Origin of the sequence: Phenylobacterium sp. (genome assembly GCF_036723115.1) — a bacterium.
In the GTDB taxonomy this organism is placed as follows: Bacteria; Pseudomonadota; Alphaproteobacteria; order Caulobacterales; family Caulobacteraceae; genus Phenylobacterium.
The window spans coordinates 1-18048 of the sequence record NZ_DAIMHV010000003.1 but is presented as its reverse complement, the minus strand read 5'-3'; the positions used below and the strand labels follow the sequence as shown (position 1 = coordinate 18048).

Here is an 18048-nt window from a genome sequence, read left to right as displayed (position 1 = left end):
TCCGATCTCGGGGCTTATTCGGCGGCGACGGCGGCGGCGGCCTTACGCTCTTCCGCCATTTCCAGCAGCGCCCGACGATAATCCTTGGGCATGACCTTCCGGAAGTTGGCGAGCTCGGCGTCCCAATTGTCCAGGATCGCCTTGGCGCGCTGACTACCGGTGTAGAGCTGGTGCCGCTCGATGAGGATGCGCAGGCGCTCGGCGTCGTAACGCAGAACATCGCCCATCCCGTTGTCCTCCACCGACGGCGACTTCTGCTTGGGCCGCAGGCCCTCGTCGTCCCCGTCATTGGCGGCCGGCGAGATGGGCTCCAGGTCCACCATGGCCATGTTGCACAGCTCGGCGAAGCGGTTCTTCGGGTCATAGACATAGGCCACGCCGCCGGACATGCCCGCGGCGAAGTTGCGCCCGGTGTCGCCCAGAACCACCACCACGCCGCCGGTCATGTATTCGCAGCCGTGGTCGCCCACGCCCTCGACCACAGCCACCGCGCCGGAGTTGCGCACCGCGAAGCGTTCGCCGGCCACGCCCTCGAAATAGGCCTCGCCGGCGATGGCGCCGTAGAGGACCGTATTGCCGATGATGATGTTCTGGGTGGGCTCACGCTGCGAGCCCGCAGGCTGTCGCACGATCACCCGGCCGCCGGAGAGGCCCTTGCCCACATAGTCGTTGGAGTCGCCGATCAGCTCGAGGGTGACGCCCCGGGCCGAGAAGGCGCCGAAGCTCTGGCCGCCCGTGCCGCGGAAGGTGAGCGAGATCGTCCCATCGGGCAGGCCCGCATGGCCGTGGGCCTTGGCCACCTCGCCCGACAGCATGGCGCCGACGGTGCGGTTGATGTTGCGGATCTCGAACTCGCCGCGAACCGCCTCGCCCTTTTCGATGGCCGGACGGGCGGCCTCGATCAGCTTGCGGTCCAGCGCCATTTCCAGGCCGTGGTCCTGGCGATCGGTGTTCCACAGACCCTGGGGGCTTTCCACCGGGGCCTGATAGAGCAGGCGCGACAGGTCGATCCCGCGAGCCTTCCAGTGATCGACCGCCGGTGCGGCGTCCAGACGATCCACCCGACCGATCATCTCGGTGAGGGTCCGGAAGCCCATCTGGGCCATGATCTCCCGCAGCTCTTCGGCGACGAAGAAGAAGTAGTTGATCACGTGCTCGGGCTGGCCGTTGAAGCGCGCCCGCAGAACGGGGTCCTGGGTCGCCACCCCAACCGGGCAGGTGTTCAGGTGGCACTTGCGCATCATGATGCAGCCGGCCGCGATGAGCGGGGCTGTGGCGAAGCCGAACTCGTCAGCACCCAGCAGGGCGCCGATGGCCACGTCACGTCCGGTGCGCAGACCGCCGTCCACCTGCACGGCGATGCGGGTGCGCAGGCCGTTCAGCAGCAGGGTCTGCTGGGTTTCGGCCAGGCCGATCTCCCAGGGCGAGCCGGCATGGGTGAGCGAGGTCAGCGGCGAGGCGCCGGTGCCGCCCTCGAAGCCGGAAATGGTCACATGGTCGGCGCGCGCCTTGGAGACGCCCGCGGCCACCGTGCCCACACCCACCTCGGAGACCAGCTTCACCGAGATGCGCGCCTGCGGATTGACGTTCTTCAAGTCGTGGATCAGCTGGGCCAGATCCTCGATCGAATAGATGTCGTGGTGCGGCGGCGGGCTGATCAGGCCCACGCCCGGCGTCGAGTGCCGGACCTTGGCGATGTTCTTGTCGACCTTGTGCCCGGGCAGCTGGCCGCCCTCCCCGGGCTTGGCGCCCTGGGCCATCTTGATCTGGATGTCGTCGGCGTTGACCAGATACTCGGCGGTCACGCCGAAACGGCCCGAGGCGACCTGCTTAATCTTGGAGCGCATCGAGTCGCCGTTGGGCAGCGGCTTGAAGCGATCGGGCTCCTCGCCGCCCTCGCCCGTATTGGACCGACCGCCGATGCGGTTCATGGCCAGGGCGAGCGTGGTGTGGGCCTCACGGCTGATGGAGCCGAAGCTCATGGCGCCGGTGGAGAAGCGCTTGACGATCTCGCTGGCCGGTTCGACCTCATCGAGGGGGATGGCCTTGTCGGCCATCTTGAAGCGCATCAGGCCGCGGATGGTCAGCAGGCGCTCGCTCTGCTCGTTGATCGAGGTGGCGAAGGCCTTGTATTCCTCCGGCAGGTTGCCGCGAACGGCGTGCTGCAGGCGGGCGACGGAGTCCGGCGTCCAGGCATGGGCCTCGCCGCGCAGGCGGTAGGCATAGGCCCCGCCCACATCCAGCATGTTCCGGTAGATCGGGTTGTCGCCGTAGGCGTCGCGGTGACGGCGCACGGACTCCTCGGCGATCTCCGCCAGTCCGACCCCTTCGATGGTGGAGGCCGTGCCGGTGAAGTACTTCTCGATCAGCTCGGAGTTCAGGCCGACGGCGTCGAAGATCTGCGCGCCGCAATAGGACTGGTAGGTCGAGATGCCCATCTTGGACATGACCTTCAGAATGCCCTTGCCGATGGCCTTGATGTAGTTCTTGCGCGCGTCCTTGGCTGAGATGTCCAGCTTGTTCTGGACCCGCAGCTGTTCGATCGTCTCGAAGGCCAGATAGGGATTGACCGCCTCAGCGCCATAGCCGGCCAGGACGCAGAAGTGATGCACTTCCCGCGCCTCGCCGGTCTCGATGACCAAGCCCGTCTGCATGCGCAGACCCTGACGGATCAGGTGGTGGTGGACCGCCGCGGTGGCCAGGGCCGCCGGAATCGGGATGCGGTCGGCGCTGACGGCCCGATCCGACAGGATCAGGATGTTCATGCCGGCCAGCACCTCGTCTGTGGCCTCGCGGCACAGACGGTCCAGGGCGCGGTCGAGACCGGCCGCCCCGTCCTCGGCGGCCCAGGTGGTGTCGAGGGTGGCGGTGCGGAAGGCGCCGTCCAGCAGCTCGTTGATCGAGCGGATCTTGGCCAGGGCCTCATTGGTGAGGATCGGCTGGGCGACTTCCAAGCGCTTGTGCGACCCGGCCTGACGGCCAAGCAGGTTCGGCCGCGGGCCGATCATCGACACCAGGCTCATGACCAGCTCCTCGCGGATCGGGTCGATCGGCGGGTTGGTCACCTGGGCGAAGTTCTGCTTGAAATACTCATAGAGCAGCTTGGAACGCTGCGAGAGCACGGCGATCGGGGTGTCGGCGCCCATGGAGCCGATGGGGTCGTCCCCGAGCTGGGCCATGGGCTCCAGGAAGAACTGCTGGTCCTCCTGGGTGTAGCCGAAGGCCTGCTGGCGATCGAGCAGGGCGGCGGGATCGTCGAGATCCAGGCTGATGACGTCCTCGGCGGACTCCAGATCCTCCAGCTTGAATTGGGTCTCGGCCAGCCATTCCTCGTAGGGCTTGGCGCTGGCCAGGGAGGCCTTGATCTCCTCGTCCTCGATGATGCGCCCCTCCTCCATGTCGATGAGGAGCATCTTGCCCGGCTGCAGGCGCCACTTGCGGACGATGCGCTCGTCCTCGACGGGCAGCACGCCGACTTCGGAAGCCATGATCACATGGTCCTGGTCGGTGATCACGAAGCGGGCGGGACGCAGGCCGTTGCGGTCCAGGGTCGCGCCGATCTGGCGGCCGTCGGTGAAGGCCACGGCGGCGGGCCCGTCCCACGGCTCCATCAGGGCGGCGTGATACTCGTAGAAGGCCTTACGCTTGGGATCCATGAGCGGGTTGCCCGCCCAGGCCTCGGGGATCAGCATCATGACCGCGTGGGACAGGGAGTAGCCGCCGGCCACCAGCAGCTCCAGCGCATTGTCCAGGCAGGCCGTGTCCGACTGACCGTGCGGGATCAGGGGCCACATCTTGTCGAGGTCGGCGCCCAGCAGCTCCGACTCCATGCTGCGCCGCCGCGCGTTCATCCAGTTCACGTTGCCGCGAACCGTGTTGATCTCGCCGTTGTGCGCCACGAAGCGATAGGGGTGGGCCAGCCGCCACGAGGGGAAGGTGTTGGTGGAGAAGCGCTGGTGCACCAGGGCCAGGGCCGATTCCGCCAGGGGGTTGGCGAGGTCCTCGTAGAAGGTCCCCACCTGGTCGGCCAGGAGCAGGCCCTTATAGACCACCGTGCGCGTCGACAGGGACGGCAGGTAGAGCTCCTTCAGCCCTGGCAGGCCCTTCTTGTCGGCCAATTGGGCGATGGGGTTCTGGATCTGCTTGCGGACCGCCAGCAGCTTACGCTCGTGGGCGTCCTGATCCTTGATGTTCGGGCCGCGGCCGATGAAGGCCTGGCGGATGACGGGCATGGCGTCGAGCACGGCCTGGCCGATGCCCTCCAGGTTCACCGGCACGTCGCGCCAACCGAGGAGCGGCTGCTTCTCGACCTTCATGAAGTGTTCGAACTGGGCCTCGGCCACGGCCCGCGCCTCGGGGTCGGCGGGCATGAAGCACATGGCCACGGCGTACTCGCCGGCGGGGGGCAGATCGATCCCGTTGTCCTTGGCCCACGCGCGATACAGGCCGTCCGGAATCTGAATCAGAATCCCGGCGCCGTCGCCGACCAGCGGGTCGGCGCCCACCGCGCCACGGTGGTCCAGATTGACCAGGATCTGCAGACCCGCCTGCACGACTTCATGCGATTTGCGGCCTTTAATATTGGCTACGAAGCCAACGCCGCACGCATCATGTTCGTTACGCGGATCATACAATCCTTGCCGGTCTGGCGCCCCCATGAGGACTCCCTTCACTTGCTACGCGCACGCGTCTGCGCGGCCCGAAGGGGGGCCGTTCTGACGCGTGCAGGAACCGCGCATTTACCCGGCATGAATAGCCCTTGTCGATGGGGCAGAAGCGGCTGATTTGAAATGATCTTCCAAGTTGTGCGGCTTCGACGCGGGATTCCTGTCGCGGAACTGCGACCGCCTCGCAACTGAGCGGCCAGGCGGCGCAAGCTCATGCCGCCATGATCGGCCCAGGGCGGCGCCGCATTGCCGAAGAGCGGCCTTGTGCGGCGCAGGTGTTTCAGAGAGCGCGCAGCCGCCTGGGAACCCATCACGATCGAGGGAGTGGCGAAATGACCGACGCGGGCGCGCCGCTCGCCCTCGCCCGCCCGGGCCAGAGCCGCTGACAATGCGCATCGCGCCGCTTGCAATTCGATTCCAGATGCGATTGGAGGCCGGACAGGACCTGCGCTATTTTCACCCCACCGGATTCTAGGAGTGCCTCATGACCGACCAGATCGAACGGCCCTGGGCCCTGATGCGCCACCACGCCGGCTGGGCCGACGTGTTCCACATCGAAAAGGAGTCGGGGGACTCGGTGACGGGCTTCTATCCCGACCGGGAGAGCGTGGGGCCGCCGGTGAGCTATTCGGTGCGCGCCGTCCTGGCTCGCTTCCCCACCATGGAAGCCGCCCGCGCCGCCCGGGAAGGCGCGGTGTCCGAATGGCGCAAGCATGATGCGGGCGTTCAGGAGGCCGAGGCCAAGCTGCGCGAGGCCGAGAAGGCCCGCGAGGACGCCTGGCTGGGCTTCCTGCGGGAATCGGCTGACCGCTCCGCCGGCGCCTGACCCCACGCCTCGGCGTCGCGTCGACAGATCAGAGCCGGCCCCGCCAGGGCCGGCTCTTTTGCGTTGGGTGCTAGAAGGTGAGCACGATCTTGCCGAAGTGCTCGCCGGCGCGCATGGCTTCGAAGGCCTCCCGCACCTCGGTCCAGGGAAAGACCTTGTCCACCACCGGCATGATCCGGTGCAGTTCGATGGCCTGGCACATGTTCTCGAACATGTCCCGCGAGCCGACGAAGACGCCCTGCATCTTCGCGGCGTTGCCGATCAGCACCGCCGGGTTGATGCCGCTGCCCCCCTGGGCGACCACGCCGATGATGGCGATATGGCCGCCGATGCGCACGGCCTTCAGGCTCTGCTCGATGGTGCCCTGGCCGCCCACCTCCATGATGAAGTCTGCGCCGACTCCGCTGGTGGCCTGGCGCACGGGCTGGGACCATTCGGGAACCTGGCGATAATTGACCAGGTGGTCGGCCCCCAGCGCCTGGGCCCGCTCCAGTTTCGCGTCGGAAGACGAGGTGATCAGGGTGCGCATCCCTGCGGCCTTGGCGAACTGCAGGCCGAAGATGGACACCCCGCCCGTGCCCTGCAGCACCACAGTGTCGCCCGGCGACAGGTCGGCGTCTTCGAACAGGGCGCGCCAGGCGGTCAGGGCCGCGCACGGCAGGGTCGCCACCTGCTGATCGGTGAGGAAGTCCGGAACCTTGGACACCCCCTCCTGACTGAACACGGCCAGTTCACGTCCGGCGCCGGGAATGGGCGCGCCCAGGGCCGTCAGCGCCTTTTCCAGGGTGGGCGGCCCCGACAGCCAGCCCTGGAAGAACATGGTGGCCACGCGGTCGCCCGGCGCCACCCGCGTCACCCCCTCGCCCACCGCCTCGATGACGCCGCAGCCATCGGAGAAGGGGATGATGGGGCCGTCGGTGGCCGGGGCCCGCCCATACATGCCGTGGACCATCATCAAGTCCCGGTAGTTCAGGGAGACCGCCCGCATCCGCACCAGAACCTCGCCCGGGCCGGGCTTGGGGTCGGGAGTCTCGACGATCTTCAATTCGTCCAGGCCCCAGGGTTTGGATACGTTCAGCGCACGCATGGCGGTCTTCTCCCTTCGATTTCTGAGATCAATGTCGGCGCCCGCCCCTGGGTCATTCAACCCCAGCCGGCCTATAATGCGTCCATGACCTCGCCCCGCATGCTGATCTGCGGCTTCGGCAGCTTCCCGGAGGCCCCGCTCAATCCCGCCGCCGCGGTGATCGCCGCCCTGGCGCGGGAGGCCTGGTCGCCGCCCGGCGCCGAGGTGGATTTTCTCACCTTGCCCGTCCTCTGGCGCGGCGCGGCGGAGACCATACTGCGGCAGGTGCAGCAGCAGCCCGTCAAGGCGGTGCTGGTGGTGGGGGTGGCGGTGGAGGCCCGCGCCTTTCGGGTGGAGCAGACGGGCCGCAACCAGGCTGCGGCGGCGCGGCCCGACCAGGGCGGGCGCGTGTGGGGGTCTGGTCAGATTTTGCCCGGGGGCCCGGCGACGCTGGCCGCCACCTTGCCCCAGGCGCAGATCCGCCAGGCGATCGAGGCCTGCGGCCTGCCGGCGGACCTGTCTGACGACGCCGGCGACTACCTGTGCAACTTCACCCTCTATCGCCTGTTGCACGCCCGGGTCGCCGAGCAGGTGGGCTTCCTGCATGTGCCCCAGGCCCGGGAATGCGCGCCGGGAGCCCTGCACGGTCTGGACGACATCCAAGCCGCCGTCTGCGCCGCTGCGGAAACGGTGGCCGCCGCGCTTATCCGTCCAGCCGACGAACCCCGTAGAGCCTGAGCGCCCCGGCCAGGCCCAGGGCCGACATGAGCGCCATGGCGAAATAGCCGTAGGCGCCCACGGCGTCGAAGAGCGCGCCGGACGCCAGGGTGGCCAGGCCGATCAGCAGCCCCCCCGAAAAGGCCGAGTTGATGGTTTGGGCCGCCGAGGCGTTGGCCGGGGTGGAGAGCCGCTCGACGATCTGCAGCGAGGCCATGAAGGTGGCGCAGAAGCTGAGCGCATGCAGGGCCTGTATGGGAAACAGCAGCCAGAGCGGCGGCGACATGGCCAGGGCGCCCCAGCGCACCACCGCTGCTGCGCCCCCCAGGACCAGCAGGCGGCGGGGCCCCACCTGTCGGCGCCAGGGCTCCATGAACCACAGGAAGGCGATCTCCACAGCCACGCCCACGCCCCAGAGCAGGCCCGTCATGCTTTCGGCCAGGCCCTGCTGCTTCCAGGCGAGCGCGGAAAAGCCATAATAGAAGGCGTGGGCCGACTGGATCAGTCCCACCGAAACCACCGCCAGCATGAAGCCGCCGTCCCTCAGGAGGCCGCCGAGGCCCGAGAGCCGTTCGGACAGGGTGCTGCGCCCGCCCCCTTCCCGCACCGGGTCCGGGGGCAGCAGGACGCGGGCCGAGAGGGCCGCCAGGAGGGCGGAGGCGATGATCCAGGCCAGCAGCAGGTCCGAATTGTATCTCGCCAGCAGGGCGCCCATGGCCACATTGGCCACGATATAGGCCGCCGAACCGATCCCCCGCGGCCAGCCGTAGTTGAAGCCGTCGCGCCGCGCCCTGGCCAGGACGATGACGTCGGTCAGCGGCGAGATGGTGGACAGGAGCGTGGCCGCCAGGAACCACACCGCCGCCCACCACCAGAAGCCGATGGGCAGGAGGAGCAGCAGATAGGCGCCGCCGGCCAGGGCCGCCAGCAGCATCAGGGGGGTCCGACGCAGGGCGAAGCTGTCGGCCCAAAGGCCAATGGCCGGTGCGCTCAACATGCGCGCCATCATGGGCGCCGAGAGGATGAGTCCGATCTGGGCGCCGCTGAGGCCCCGGTCGGCGAACCAGACAGGCGCATAGGGCGCGCTCGCCCCCAGGCCGATGAAGACCGCCGAGTAGAAAAGACCCAGGCGAACAGGGAGCGACGGCATGGAGGGCCTGCCGGAGAGTGTCAGCCGGCAGCTCTAATGCGAGTCTAGCGCGACCGGTAGCTGACGGGCCAGGCCTCTGGCGGCACGCCCCGGCACTCCGGCATGAAGACCTGCTCGGCTAGCTCGAAGCCCTCGCCTGTCCAGCGCCACTCGGTCACCGCGCCGCAATCGCCCAGGCCGCGCCCCTTGTCGAAATTGGCCAGGGTGCGGGTCTGGGGATCATAGGCGATGTTCATCAGTTCCTCCGTCTGCTCGCCCGAGGGATAGGCGAGGCGAAGCGGCTCCACCGCGCCGCCGGCCTCGTCGCTCAGGAACAGGCGGTAGATGACGTTGTAGGCGCCGCGGCTGCAGGCGAGCGCCCAGAAGAGCCGCCCCTCGGCCAGCCGCGCGACCTCCGGTTCCAGGCCAAGCTCCATCAGGTCCTCATCGCAATCCGACAGGCGGGCTGCGATCGCCGCCGGCGGCGCCTGGGGCAATCCCGCCTGGGACACGGCGGGTGCAGGCGTCACCACCGGCGCTGCGGGCGGCGGCGGCACGGCCTCAAGGCCCCGCGCGCCGCGCGCCACCAGGGCGGAGAGGGTCCCGGCGCGCTTCTGCCGGTCGTCCATGAAGCGCACACTGGCGCTGGACCCGGCCAGCGACAGCTCCAGCGCCGGGCGGCCCGCCTCGGTGGCGCTCAAACGGGCGCCGTTGAGGAGCGCGGGCAGCAGGGCCTGCGTCTGGGCCTGCGTGAGTTCGGTCAGGCGGCGGTCGGGGTCATTCTCCAGGGGCCTGGCCGGCAGGCCCCCAAGGCCTGCAGGCGTGCGCCCATCCACCGCGAGGCTGAGGCTGGCCTCCCCCTGCCCCGCCGTGACCAGCCGCGCCATGGGCGCCGCCGCGGCGCCGGCGTCCCGGCGTATGACGATGTAGCCGCTGGAGCCGGTCTCATCCAGATCGCCGAAGCCGAAGGCCTCGCAGACGCGGGTGTTGTCGCAGACCACCGCCCAGTCCCCGAAGCTGCCGCTGTCGGCATGGGCGCCGGTCGCCAAGGCTGCGGCCAGGAGCGCGCCGGCCAGGATCTGGAGGGGAGGTCTCGCCTGCATCTGATCGTCCTTCCGCCAGGGCGTACGCTGCGCTTATTGATCTGACCTTCTAACCCAGGAGTCGCCGACAATGGTGGATCGAATCTGGTTGGCCGCAGCCGCCCTGGCCGCCCTCGTCTCCGTGGCCGGCGGCGCGTTCGGCGCCCACGGCGTGGATGACCCGCAGGCCAAGGCGTGGCTGACCACCGGAGCGACCTATCTGATGAGCCACAGCCTAGCGGTGTTTGCGGCGGCCTATGTGGCCGAACGCGGCGGCCGGCTGGCGCGGTTCTGCCCGCCGGTCTTCCTCGCGGGCGGGGTGCTGTTCGCGGGCACGCTCTTCGCCATGGCCCTGCGCGCCCCGCGCATGCTGGGGGCCATCACCCCCATCGGTGGGGTGCTGTTCCTGGCGGGATGGGGCCTGCTGGCGATCGCGGCGCTGCGGTCGGCCGGATCAAGGCCAGGCCAGGACCACTAGGCCCGCGCGGTCAGGCTGGCCCCGCCTGCACTCGGGGCTCCGGCGGCAGGGCCCACAGGCGCAGGACCAGGGCCGAACCCGTCATGGCGAGCGCCATGGCCAGCCCCATGGCCGCCGGCGTGCCGTCATAGAAGAGGCCGGTCAGGCTCGCCGCCACCGCCCCCACGCCAAACGAGGCGCCGCCCATGAGCGCCGAGGCCGAGCCTGACCGGCTGGGGTCGATGCTGAGCGCGCCGGCCATGGTGTTGCCCTGCATGAAGCCGTAGGTGGACAGCATGAGAAAGAGCAGCGGCAGGACGGTCCAGCGCTCGCCCAGGCCCGTGACCGCCGCGCCGGCCAGCGTCAGCCCCAGGATCGCCCCCACCAGGCTGGCGCGGCGCAGGACCCCGTCGGGGGTGGCCCGCAGCAGCAGGTGGCGGTTGATCTGGCTGGCTCCGATCACCCCGGCGGCGTTCAGGCCGAAAACCCAGCCGAAGTGGCTGGGCGAGATGCCATAGATCTCGATGAGCAGGCCCGGCGAGGCCGAGATGTAGGTGAAGAGCACCGCGCCGTTCAGCGCCCCGGCCAGGGCGTAGCCCACCAGCCGCCTCTGGCGCAGGAGGGCTCCGAAGGCGCGGAGGGGATTCTCGGCGCGCGCCTGGGCCGCAGTGGCCTCCGAGCGGCTCTCGTCCAGCCTCAGCAGGGTGACCAGACCCACCACCGCGCCGAACAGGGCCAGCGTCCAGAAGATGGCGCGCCACCCGGCCACCTGAAGGATGAGGCCGCCCAGCAGGGGCGCGACGATGGGGGCGATACCCATGATCAGGGTCAGCAGGGAGAGCATGCGCGCCGTCTCGGTGTGGTCGAACCGGTCGCGGACCACGGCGCGGGCCACCACACCGCCGGCGCATCCCCCCAGCGCCTGGACGAACCGCGCGGCGATCAGCATGTCCACCGAGGTGGCCAGGGCGCAGGCGGCCGAAGCGGCCACATAGATGGTCACGCCCACCAGGATCGGCGCCCGGCGGCCGAAGCGGTCAGAGGCCGGGCCGTAGAAGAACTGGCCCAGCGCCATGCCCGCGAAGAAGGCGGCCACAGTGATCTGAACACCGGCGGCGCCGGCCTGGAGATCCTGTCCGATGGCCGGAAGGCTGGGCAGGTACATGTCGATGGACATCGGGGCGAAGGCGGTCAGGGCGCCCAGCAGTATGACCAGACCCCAGGGGGTGGCCGGGGCGGTCGAAGGAGGCGCGCGATCCATGCCCCTATCTAGCGCGCCACGGGTCTGGCGAAAGGTCGAAGCTTGCCATGGCGCACCGGAATGCCGCACCTAACGGGCCTGCCGCATAATCGAGACTGATGGGGTCGCCGTGCCGGACTTTCCTCCCGAAGCCTTCACCCGCCTGATGCCGCCGGTTCGGCGCGCGCCCATCAACGGGGTGGACATGGCCTATTACGAAGCCGGCCCCGCCGATGGCCCGCCCATCGTGCTGTGCCACGGCTTCCCCGAGACGGCCTTTTCCTGGCGGCTGCAGATCCCGGCCCTGGCTGCGGCCGGCTATCGGGTGATCGCCCCCGACCAGCGCGGCTATGGGCTGACGCCGGGTCCGGACGAGGTGAGCGCCTATGACATGGCCCATCTGACGGGCGACCTGGTGGGCCTGCTGGACCATCTGGGCCTGGAGAAGGCGGTCTTTTGCGGACACGACTGGGGCGGCATCGTCGTCTGGCAGATGCCGCTGATGCACCCTGAGCGGTGCGCGGGGATCATCGGCCTCAACACCCCCTTCCTGCCGCGCTATCCCGTCGATCCCATCGAGCTGTTTCGCAAGATGTACGGGCCGGACAACTACATCGTCTGGTTCCAGACCCCGGGCGAGGCCGATCAGGTCCTGGGCGCCGACGTGGAGAAGACCATGCGCTTCTTCATGCGCAAGCCCGCCGCCCTGCGCGAGGCCGGAGACAAGGGGAGCCAGGGCGGCTCCAGCTTCGCCTTCGGCGAGGGCCTGGCGCGCTACTCGCCCGATGGTGATCCGAACCAGTTCCTGAGCGATGAGGTGATCGGGGTGTTCACCGCGCTGTTCCAGCACAGCGGCTTCACCGGCGGGATCAACTGGTACCGGAATTTCAGTCGGAACTGGCGGGCCTCCGAGGGGCTCCCGCAGCGGGTGGAGGGAATGCCCTGCCTGATGATCATGGCCGAGAAGGACGCCGTCCTCTCCCCCGCCATGGCCGAGGGCATGGAGCGGCATGTGGACCGCCTGGAAAAGGTGCTGATCGAGGGTTCGGGCCACTGGACGCAGCAGGAGGCGCCCGAGGCGGTCAATCAGCGCATACTCGACTGGATGCGAAGACATTTCCCTGCGTAAATTGGCCCATGGACCGTCCCTCCCCGACCTCCTCCGTCTCGTCCTTCCATCAGCGCCGAGGGCTCTTCCAGGAGAATGAGCCCTTCGCCCAGGGCTGGCTGCCCGCCGATGGAGGGCATGAGGTCTATTATGAGGAATGCGGCGCGCCGGACGGTCGGCCCTGCGTCATCCTCCATGGCGGGCCGGGCGGGGCGATCAACCCGACCATGCGGCGGTTCTTCGATCCGGCCAAATGGCGCATGGCCCTGTTCGACCAGCGCGGATGCGGACGCTCCCACCCCAATGCCCGGCTGGAACACAACACCACCTGGACGCTGATCGCCGACATCGAGCGCCTGCGGGTGAAGCTGGGCGTGGAGAAATGGACCGTCTTCGGCGGGTCCTGGGGCTCGACCCTGGCGCTGGCCTATGCGCTGACCCATCCCGATCGGGTCGAGGCGCTGATCCTGCGCGGGGTCTTCCTGCTCACCGAACGGGAGCTGCGCTGGTTCTACCAGGACGGCGCCTCCATGCTGTTTCCCGACGCCTGGGAGCGGTTCCTGGCACCTATCCCGCCGGAAGAACGCCACGACCTGATGGGCGCCTATCACCGTCGCCTGACCGCGCCGGAACGCAGGGTCCAGGCCGAGGCGGCCACCGCCTGGAGCCAGTGGGAAGGCGACACCATCTCCATCCGCGGCCCGGAGGCGCGACCGTCCAAGTTCAACGAGGTGGACTTCGCCATCGCGTTTGCGCGGATCGAGTGCCACTACTTCGTCAATCGCGGATTCTTCCCCGAGGACGACTGGATCCTGAAGAATGTGGGGAAGATCGCCCACATCCCCGCCTGGATCGTCCAGGGCCGCTTTGACGTGGTCACCCCCATGGATGCGGCCTGGCGGCTGAGCCGGGCCTGGCCGTCGGCCCGGCTGGACGTGGTCTGGGATGCGGGCCACGCCTCCACCGAACCCGGCGTGGTGGACGCCCTGGTGCGCGCCACCGACGAGGCCCTGGCGCTCTAAGAGGCCTGACGGGAGCCGGTTCTCGCCAGCAGGTCGAAGGCGGCCTGCCGCACCTGGGCGAGGCTCAGGCTGTCCATATGCGGGGCGGACTGATTGAGGCCGGGATCGCTCTGGAGGAACGTCGCGAAGGGTGTTGCGCGGACAACGGCCGCGGTCTCTCCCCAGGGAGCGTAGAGCCGGTCGTCGGAGGGGCCGAACAGGCCCAGGGTCGGAACCCCTGCCGCGGCCGCCAGGTGCATCATGCCGGAGTCGTTGCCCGCGAAGAGCCGCACGCCCCGCAACAGGGCGTAGATATCCAGCAGGTCGGGCTCCCCCACCACGGGGAAAATGTCGACGCCCGGCAAGGCGGCGGCCACCTGATCCACCGTCGCCGCGTCTTCCCGGCCGCCGAGCAGCAGGAGTTGCGCCCCGGCCAGGGGACCGTCCAGCAGGTCGCGGGCCAGGGCGGCGAACCGGTCGGCCGGCCAGGTCTTGCCCACCCAGTTGGCCGCCGGCGCCAAGGCCAGGACCGGCCGACCGATCGGTAATCGGGTCCGGGCGCGGGCTGCTCGCTCATGCGAGACGAAGAACCCCGGGGCGGGCGGCGCTCGGCCAAGGCCCAAGACCTCCGCATAGGCCTGGACCTTGTGCTGACCGGCGGGGGACTTTCGCATCACCCGACGCTGGCGCGCGCGCAGGGCGTAGGCGCTCAGCGAGCCCCGCAGATCCACCACCAAGTCCCACCGCACGCCGCGGGTCTGCCGCCACAGGTCCAGCCAGTGGCCGCCCCGGCGCTGCTTGATCATGGGCAGCAGGCGCGCAAGGCCAGGCGTATCGGCGAAAAGACTGAGCGGGGCGGCGCCCCCTGCAATGGTCAGGCGCGCGCCAGGATGGGCCTGAACCAGATGGCGGACCAGGCCGGAGCTCAGCACCACATCGCCGATGCGGGTGGCGGTGATGAACAGGATTTCGGGCGGGGGCGCGCTCATGGCCTTGCGCCCTTGCCCGTCGCCGGGTGCGGCCGTCAAGGGCGTCAGACGAAGGCGCCCTTGCCGCTGGTGACCTCGCTGTAGCGATGGACCCGCACCGACTGGACGAGGCCAAAGCCGATCATCACCGTCAGCATCACGGTGCCCCCATAGGACATCAGCGGCATGGGAACGCCCACCACGGGGGCCAGCCCCATGACCATGGCGCCGTTGATCAGGATGTAGGCGGTGAAGGTGGCGGTGACGCCGGCCGCCGCCAGCCGTCCGAAATGGCTGTGGGCCATGCCGGCCGCGCGCAGGGCCATGAAGACCACCGCGGCGAACAGGGCCAGCACCGAGGCGCAGCCCAGGAAGCCGAACTCCTCGGCCAGGGTGGCGAAGATGAAGTCGGTGTGTTTCTCCGGCAGGAAGTTCAGCTGGCTCTGCGAGCCCAGGCCGTAACCCTTCCCGAAGAACCCGCCGGAGCCCAGGGCGATCTTGGACTGCAGGATGTGATAGCCGGAGCCTGACGGATCCTTCTCCGGATTGAGGAAGGTCAGGACGCGCTCGCGCTGATAGTCGTGCAGGACGAACATCACCATGGGCGGAATGGCCGCCAACCCGCCGATCACGGCCGTGCCGATGATCTTCCACGACAGTCCCGCCAGGACCACCACCGATCCGCCAGTCAGCGCGATCAGCACCGCCGTGCCGAGGTCAGGCTGATGGGCCACCAGCAGCACCGGCGCTGCGATCATGGCCGCCGGAACCAGGAGCCACCAGGACAGCCGCGCATCGTCGGCCGAGAGGCCGTGATAGAAGCGCGCCAGGGCCAGGACGATGCCGATCTTCATGATCTCCGACGGCTGGAAGCTGATGAACCCCAGGTCCAGCCAGCGGGTCGCCCCCATGCGGGTGTCGCCCACGAACTCCACGGCCACCAGTAGCAGCAGGCCCACCGCATAGACCGGATAGGCCAGGGCGAACCAGACCCGAAGGTCCACCAGGGCGAGGCCCACCATCAGCACGAGACAGAAGCCGAAACGGAACAGGTGCGCGGCCGCCCACGGCTCCCACGAACTGCCGGCCACCGAGAACATCATGAGCGCGCCGGACCCGGCGATGAGGCAAAGGGCGATGGTGAAGGGCCAATCGATCTGGCCGAACTTGACCACCAGCCGGTCGCGCTCGCCCGGCCGCGTCAGGGCGCTGACGGTCATATCTCCCCCCCGGCGATGGTGGAGATGTCGCCCTCCACCGGGGCGTCCGGCGCCATGCCTTCCGGGGGAAGGTCGGAGACGTCGGGCATGGGCAGGGGTTTCTCGATCCGTGCGCGGATCTCGGGATCCTTGAGCAGAGCCACGCGCATGACCTCCCGGGCGCGGGGCGCGGCGGCCGTGGCGCCGCCCAATCCGCCATGCTGGATGATCACCGAGATGGCGTAGCGCGGCTCATCCACAGGGGCGAAGGCCACATAGAGGTTGTGGTCCTTCAGCCGCCAGGCGAAGTTCCGACTGTCGCGGGAGGCCAGCCCGTCATAGGAGCGCACCTGGGCGGTGCCCGTCTTGCCGGCCATCATGATGTCGCCCAGGCCGAGCTGGCTCTGGCGGAAGGCGGTGCCGCTGCGGTCATTGGCCACCGCGGTCATGCCCGCCCGGACATAGTCCAGATGCTCCTGGGAAAAGGGCAAGTCAGGCACGTCGTCGCCGGGCTTCATCTCGACCCCGCCCACCGACTTGATCAGGCGGGGATTGAGCTGCTTGCGGCCATTGGCCAGGCGCGCGGTCATCACCGCCAGCTGCAGGCCGTTCACCGCCACATAGCCCTGGCCGATGCCATAGCTGACGGAATCCCCGGGATGCCAGGTGGGATCGCGGCGGACCTGGGTCCGCTTCCATTCGGTGGAGCCCACCACGCCGCTTCTCTGGCCCGAAATGCCGATATCGAAGGTCTGGCCGAACCCCAGCGCCTTGGCGGCCCGGGCGATGGGGTCCGGCCCCATGCGCAGGGCCACCTGATAGAAGTACACGTCGCAGGAATTCTTGATGGCGTCGTGCATGTTCTGGGGGCCGTGGCCGCCGTGGCGCCAGCACCGCCAGGTCCGCCCGCCGAAGTACCACCCGCCCGAGCAGTTGATCCTCTGGTTCGGATCGATGCCGGCGCTCAGCGCCGCCAGCGCCGTGGTCATCTTGAACGTCGAGCCGGGCGGATAGGTGCCGCTCATGGCCTTGTCGAGCAGAGGCCGGCGCTCATAGTCGGCCAGGGCGCGGTACTCGGCCTGGGAGAGCCCCCGGACGAAGCGATTGGCGTCGAAGCTGGGGGCCGAGACCATGCACAGGAGGTCCCCCGTGCGGCAGTCCATGACCACGATGGCCCCGCTCTCATCGCCCATGACCTCCAGGGCGCGGGACTGGATGTCGGCGTCCAGGGTCAGCTGGATGGTCTTGCCGGGGGTGGCGGGGATGTCGCCGTCCTGGTCGTGCCGGATTTCCCGGCCGCGGGCGTCGACCTCGATCTTACGGGCGCCGGCGCGGCCGCGCAGGTCCAGGTCGAAGGCCTTTTCCACCCCTTGTCGGCCGATGCGGAAGCCGGGGTGCATCAGGATGGGATCTGCGTTGGGGCCGGTCTCGGTGATGTCCTCGCGGTTCACCTTGGCCACATAGCCGATCACATGGGCGAAGGCGCCCCCGTGGGGATAGACCCGGACCTCGCCCATGTCGGCGGTGACATTGGGCATTTCCGGGGCGCGGACATTGATCGCGGAGAACTGTTCCCAGGTCATGTCTTCCATGACCGAGACCGGCACGCGCATGGGGGTGCGTTCGAACTCGCGCAGCAGGCGGGTCTGGCGCTCGTCGTCCAGAGGGACAAAGTGAGCGAGCGTCTTGAGGGTGGCGGCCGGCTCGTTCTGCCCATCCTTCACCACCAGCAGGCGGAAGTTCGGCCTGTTGGTGGCCAGGACCTGACCCGTGCGATCGACGATGACGCCCCTGGGCGGCGGGATCTGGCGGAAGTTGAACTGGTTGGACGCCGATAGCTTCTGATAGCGCTGCGCCTCAAGCAGCTGGAGATGGCCCAGCCGCCCGCCCAGGGCCAGCAGGCCCGCCGCGGCGAAACCGCCCAGCAGGAAGCTGCGGCGGTGGAAGACCCCCTGCCGCTCATTGACCTCGGAAAAGAAGATGGACGGCTCGCTCATCGCCGTCGCCCCCTAGCGGAACCGGACATCGGCGTCCTCGAACCTGTCGATCAACCGATGCGCAAAAGGATAGAGCAGGATTGTGGCGAGGAATTGCCACAAAACCGCGATCAGGTTCGGTGTGGCCCGGGTGTCCAGCTGGGTGACCAGAAAGGCGGTGACCTCGGCCGCCAGGCAGGCGAGCGCGAACCAGAACCACATCATCGGGCGGCTCTGCCCGACCATCATGTTCCGCGTGCCCAACACGATTCCATAGACCACCAGCAGAGACAGGGCCCACAACCCCGCTGGCGCGCCCCAGAAGACGTCCTGAAACAGGCCGATCAGCAGGACCCCGAACGGGGCCAGTATGGACGGTCGGATGACCGCCCAGGAAAAGGCCAGGATCACGCCAAAGACGGGCTCGGGCAGACCCCATCCCATGATCCGCAGGGGCAGGCTGAACAGGATGGTCGCCGCCATGCACAGCAACAGCGGCAGGCCAAGCCAGCGCCAGGGATCCAGACGCGCCGCCGTCAGGCTCAAAACACCGGCTCCTGATCTGCGGGCGGCGTGGGGGCTGGGGCGGCGGCCTCCGGCGCAGGTCGGGAC

Annotated in this window: 14 protein-coding genes; 5 read left to right on the top strand and 9 right to left on the bottom strand. The window is 68.9% G+C overall.

The window, feature by feature from the left end:
• Positions 1-14 precede the first annotated feature (14 nt).
• A complete protein-coding gene (gene gltB, locus V7D28_RS00790; protein WP_333585444.1) occupies positions 15-4658 on the bottom strand; it encodes a glutamate synthase large subunit in 4644 nt (1547 codons plus the stop codon).
• 493 nt (positions 4659-5151) lie between these two features.
• On the opposite strand from gltB, the gene V7D28_RS00785 reads away from it, so the two are divergent.
• The gene (locus tag V7D28_RS00785) at positions 5152-5493 is read left to right on the top strand and encodes a hypothetical protein (RefSeq protein WP_333585443.1); all 342 of its coding nucleotides are present in this window, start codon (positions 5152-5154) and stop codon (positions 5491-5493) included.
• A gap of 70 nt (positions 5494-5563) precedes the next feature.
• On the opposite strand, the gene V7D28_RS00780 is transcribed toward V7D28_RS00785, so the two are convergent.
• The gene (locus V7D28_RS00780) at positions 5564-6580 is read right to left on the bottom strand and encodes a zinc-dependent alcohol dehydrogenase family protein (RefSeq protein ID WP_333585442.1); all 1017 of its coding nucleotides are present in this window, start codon (positions 6578-6580) and stop codon (positions 5564-5566) included.
• An 84-nt stretch (positions 6581-6664) separates the two neighbouring features.
• Between V7D28_RS00780 and V7D28_RS00775 the strand changes: the two genes are divergently transcribed.
• Positions 6665-7297 carry a pyroglutamyl-peptidase I family protein gene (locus V7D28_RS00775; protein ID WP_333585441.1) on the top strand — a complete coding sequence of 211 codons (633 nt, stop codon included), beginning with the start codon at positions 6665-6667 and terminating at the stop codon, positions 7295-7297.
• On the opposite strand, the gene V7D28_RS00770 is transcribed toward V7D28_RS00775, so the two are convergent.
• Together V7D28_RS00770 and V7D28_RS00765 are read right to left on the bottom strand one after the other, a co-directional pair.
• Positions 7263-8426 (bottom strand): MFS transporter, encoded by a 1164-nt coding sequence (locus tag V7D28_RS00770; protein ID WP_333585440.1) that lies wholly within the window; start codon positions 8424-8426, stop codon positions 7263-7265. The two genes, V7D28_RS00775 and V7D28_RS00770, sit on opposite strands and share 35 nt — an antisense overlap.
• Before the next feature lie 44 nt (positions 8427-8470).
• The gene (locus V7D28_RS00765; protein ID WP_333585439.1) at positions 8471-9508 is read right to left on the bottom strand and encodes a DUF1176 domain-containing protein; all 1038 of its coding nucleotides are present in this window, start codon (positions 9506-9508) and stop codon (positions 8471-8473) included.
• Positions 9509-9578: 70 nt separating this feature from the next.
• Here V7D28_RS00765 and V7D28_RS00760 point away from each other — a divergent pair, with 70 nt between their 5' ends.
• Entirely contained in the window at positions 9579-9965 is a 387-nt protein-coding gene (locus V7D28_RS00760) for a DUF423 domain-containing protein (protein WP_333585438.1), read from the top strand.
• A gap of 10 nt (positions 9966-9975) precedes the next feature.
• Here the strand turns inward: V7D28_RS00760 and V7D28_RS00755 are convergent, their stop codons facing one another.
• Entirely contained in the window at positions 9976-11205 is a 1230-nt protein-coding gene (locus V7D28_RS00755; RefSeq protein WP_333585437.1) for a multidrug effflux MFS transporter, read from the bottom strand.
• A 109-nt stretch (positions 11206-11314) separates the two neighbouring features.
• Here V7D28_RS00755 and V7D28_RS00750 point away from each other — a divergent pair, with 109 nt between their 5' ends.
• Entirely contained in the window at positions 11315-12313 is a 999-nt protein-coding gene (locus V7D28_RS00750) for an alpha/beta fold hydrolase (RefSeq protein ID WP_442957882.1), read from the top strand.
• A gap of 8 nt (positions 12314-12321) precedes the next feature.
• Positions 12322-13314 carry a prolyl aminopeptidase gene (gene pip, locus V7D28_RS00745; RefSeq protein ID WP_333585436.1) on the top strand — a complete coding sequence of 331 codons (993 nt, stop codon included), beginning with the start codon at positions 12322-12324 and terminating at the stop codon, positions 13312-13314.
• Here pip and V7D28_RS00740 read toward each other — a convergent pair.
• Genes V7D28_RS00740 through V7D28_RS00725 form a run of 4 tightly spaced genes read right to left on the bottom strand, consistent with a single transcriptional unit; the run spans position 13311 to position 17982 of the window.
• Positions 13311-14282 carry a glycosyltransferase family 9 protein gene (locus tag V7D28_RS00740; RefSeq protein ID WP_333585435.1) on the bottom strand — a complete coding sequence of 324 codons (972 nt, stop codon included), beginning with the start codon at positions 14280-14282 and terminating at the stop codon, positions 13311-13313. The genes pip and V7D28_RS00740 overlap by 4 nt on opposite strands.
• A 44-nt stretch (positions 14283-14326) precedes the next feature.
• On the bottom strand, positions 14327-15481 hold the full coding sequence (gene rodA / locus V7D28_RS00735; protein WP_333585434.1) for a rod shape-determining protein RodA: 1155 nt from the start codon (positions 15479-15481) through the stop codon (positions 14327-14329).
• Entirely contained in the window at positions 15478-17457 is a 1980-nt protein-coding gene (gene mrdA / locus V7D28_RS00730) for a penicillin-binding protein 2 (protein ID WP_333585433.1), read from the bottom strand. Before mrdA ends, rodA begins: the two co-directional genes overlap by 4 nt.
• 12 nt (positions 17458-17469) lie before the next feature.
• The gene (locus tag V7D28_RS00725) at positions 17470-17982 is read right to left on the bottom strand and encodes a hypothetical protein (RefSeq protein ID WP_333585432.1); all 513 of its coding nucleotides are present in this window, start codon (positions 17980-17982) and stop codon (positions 17470-17472) included.
• Positions 17983-18048: the final 66 nt, after the last annotated feature.

Excerpts from the sequence above, each read along its gene's own strand:
- V7D28_RS00740 (WP_333585435.1), bottom strand. The coding sequence starts at position 14,282 with ATGAGCGCGCCCCCGCCCGAAATCCTGTTCATCACCGCCACCCGCATC.
- V7D28_RS00785 (WP_333585443.1), top strand. The coding sequence starts at position 5,152 with ATGACCGACCAGATCGAACGGCCCTGGGCCCTGATGCGCCACCACGCC.
- V7D28_RS00755 (WP_333585437.1), bottom strand. The coding sequence starts at position 11,205 with ATGGATCGCGCGCCTCCTTCGACCGCCCCGGCCACCCCCTGGGGTCTG.
- rodA (WP_333585434.1), bottom strand. The coding sequence starts at position 15,481 with ATGACCGTCAGCGCCCTGACGCGGCCGGGCGAGCGCGACCGGCTGGTG.
- V7D28_RS00760 (WP_333585438.1), top strand. The coding sequence starts at position 9,579 with ATGGTGGATCGAATCTGGTTGGCCGCAGCCGCCCTGGCCGCCCTCGTC.
- mrdA (WP_333585433.1), bottom strand. The coding sequence starts at position 17,457 with ATGAGCGAGCCGTCCATCTTCTTTTCCGAGGTCAATGAGCGGCAGGGG.
- V7D28_RS00770 (WP_333585440.1), bottom strand. The coding sequence starts at position 8,426 with ATGCCGTCGCTCCCTGTTCGCCTGGGTCTTTTCTACTCGGCGGTCTTC.
- pip (WP_333585436.1), top strand. The coding sequence starts at position 12,322 with ATGGACCGTCCCTCCCCGACCTCCTCCGTCTCGTCCTTCCATCAGCGC.
- V7D28_RS00775 (WP_333585441.1), top strand. The coding sequence starts at position 6,665 with ATGACCTCGCCCCGCATGCTGATCTGCGGCTTCGGCAGCTTCCCGGAG.
- V7D28_RS00765 (WP_333585439.1), bottom strand. The coding sequence starts at position 9,508 with ATGCAGGCGAGACCTCCCCTCCAGATCCTGGCCGGCGCGCTCCTGGCC.
- V7D28_RS00780 (WP_333585442.1), bottom strand. The coding sequence starts at position 6,580 with ATGCGTGCGCTGAACGTATCCAAACCCTGGGGCCTGGACGAATTGAAG.
- gltB (WP_333585444.1), bottom strand. The coding sequence starts at position 4,658 with ATGGGGGCGCCAGACCGGCAAGGATTGTATGATCCGCGTAACGAACAT.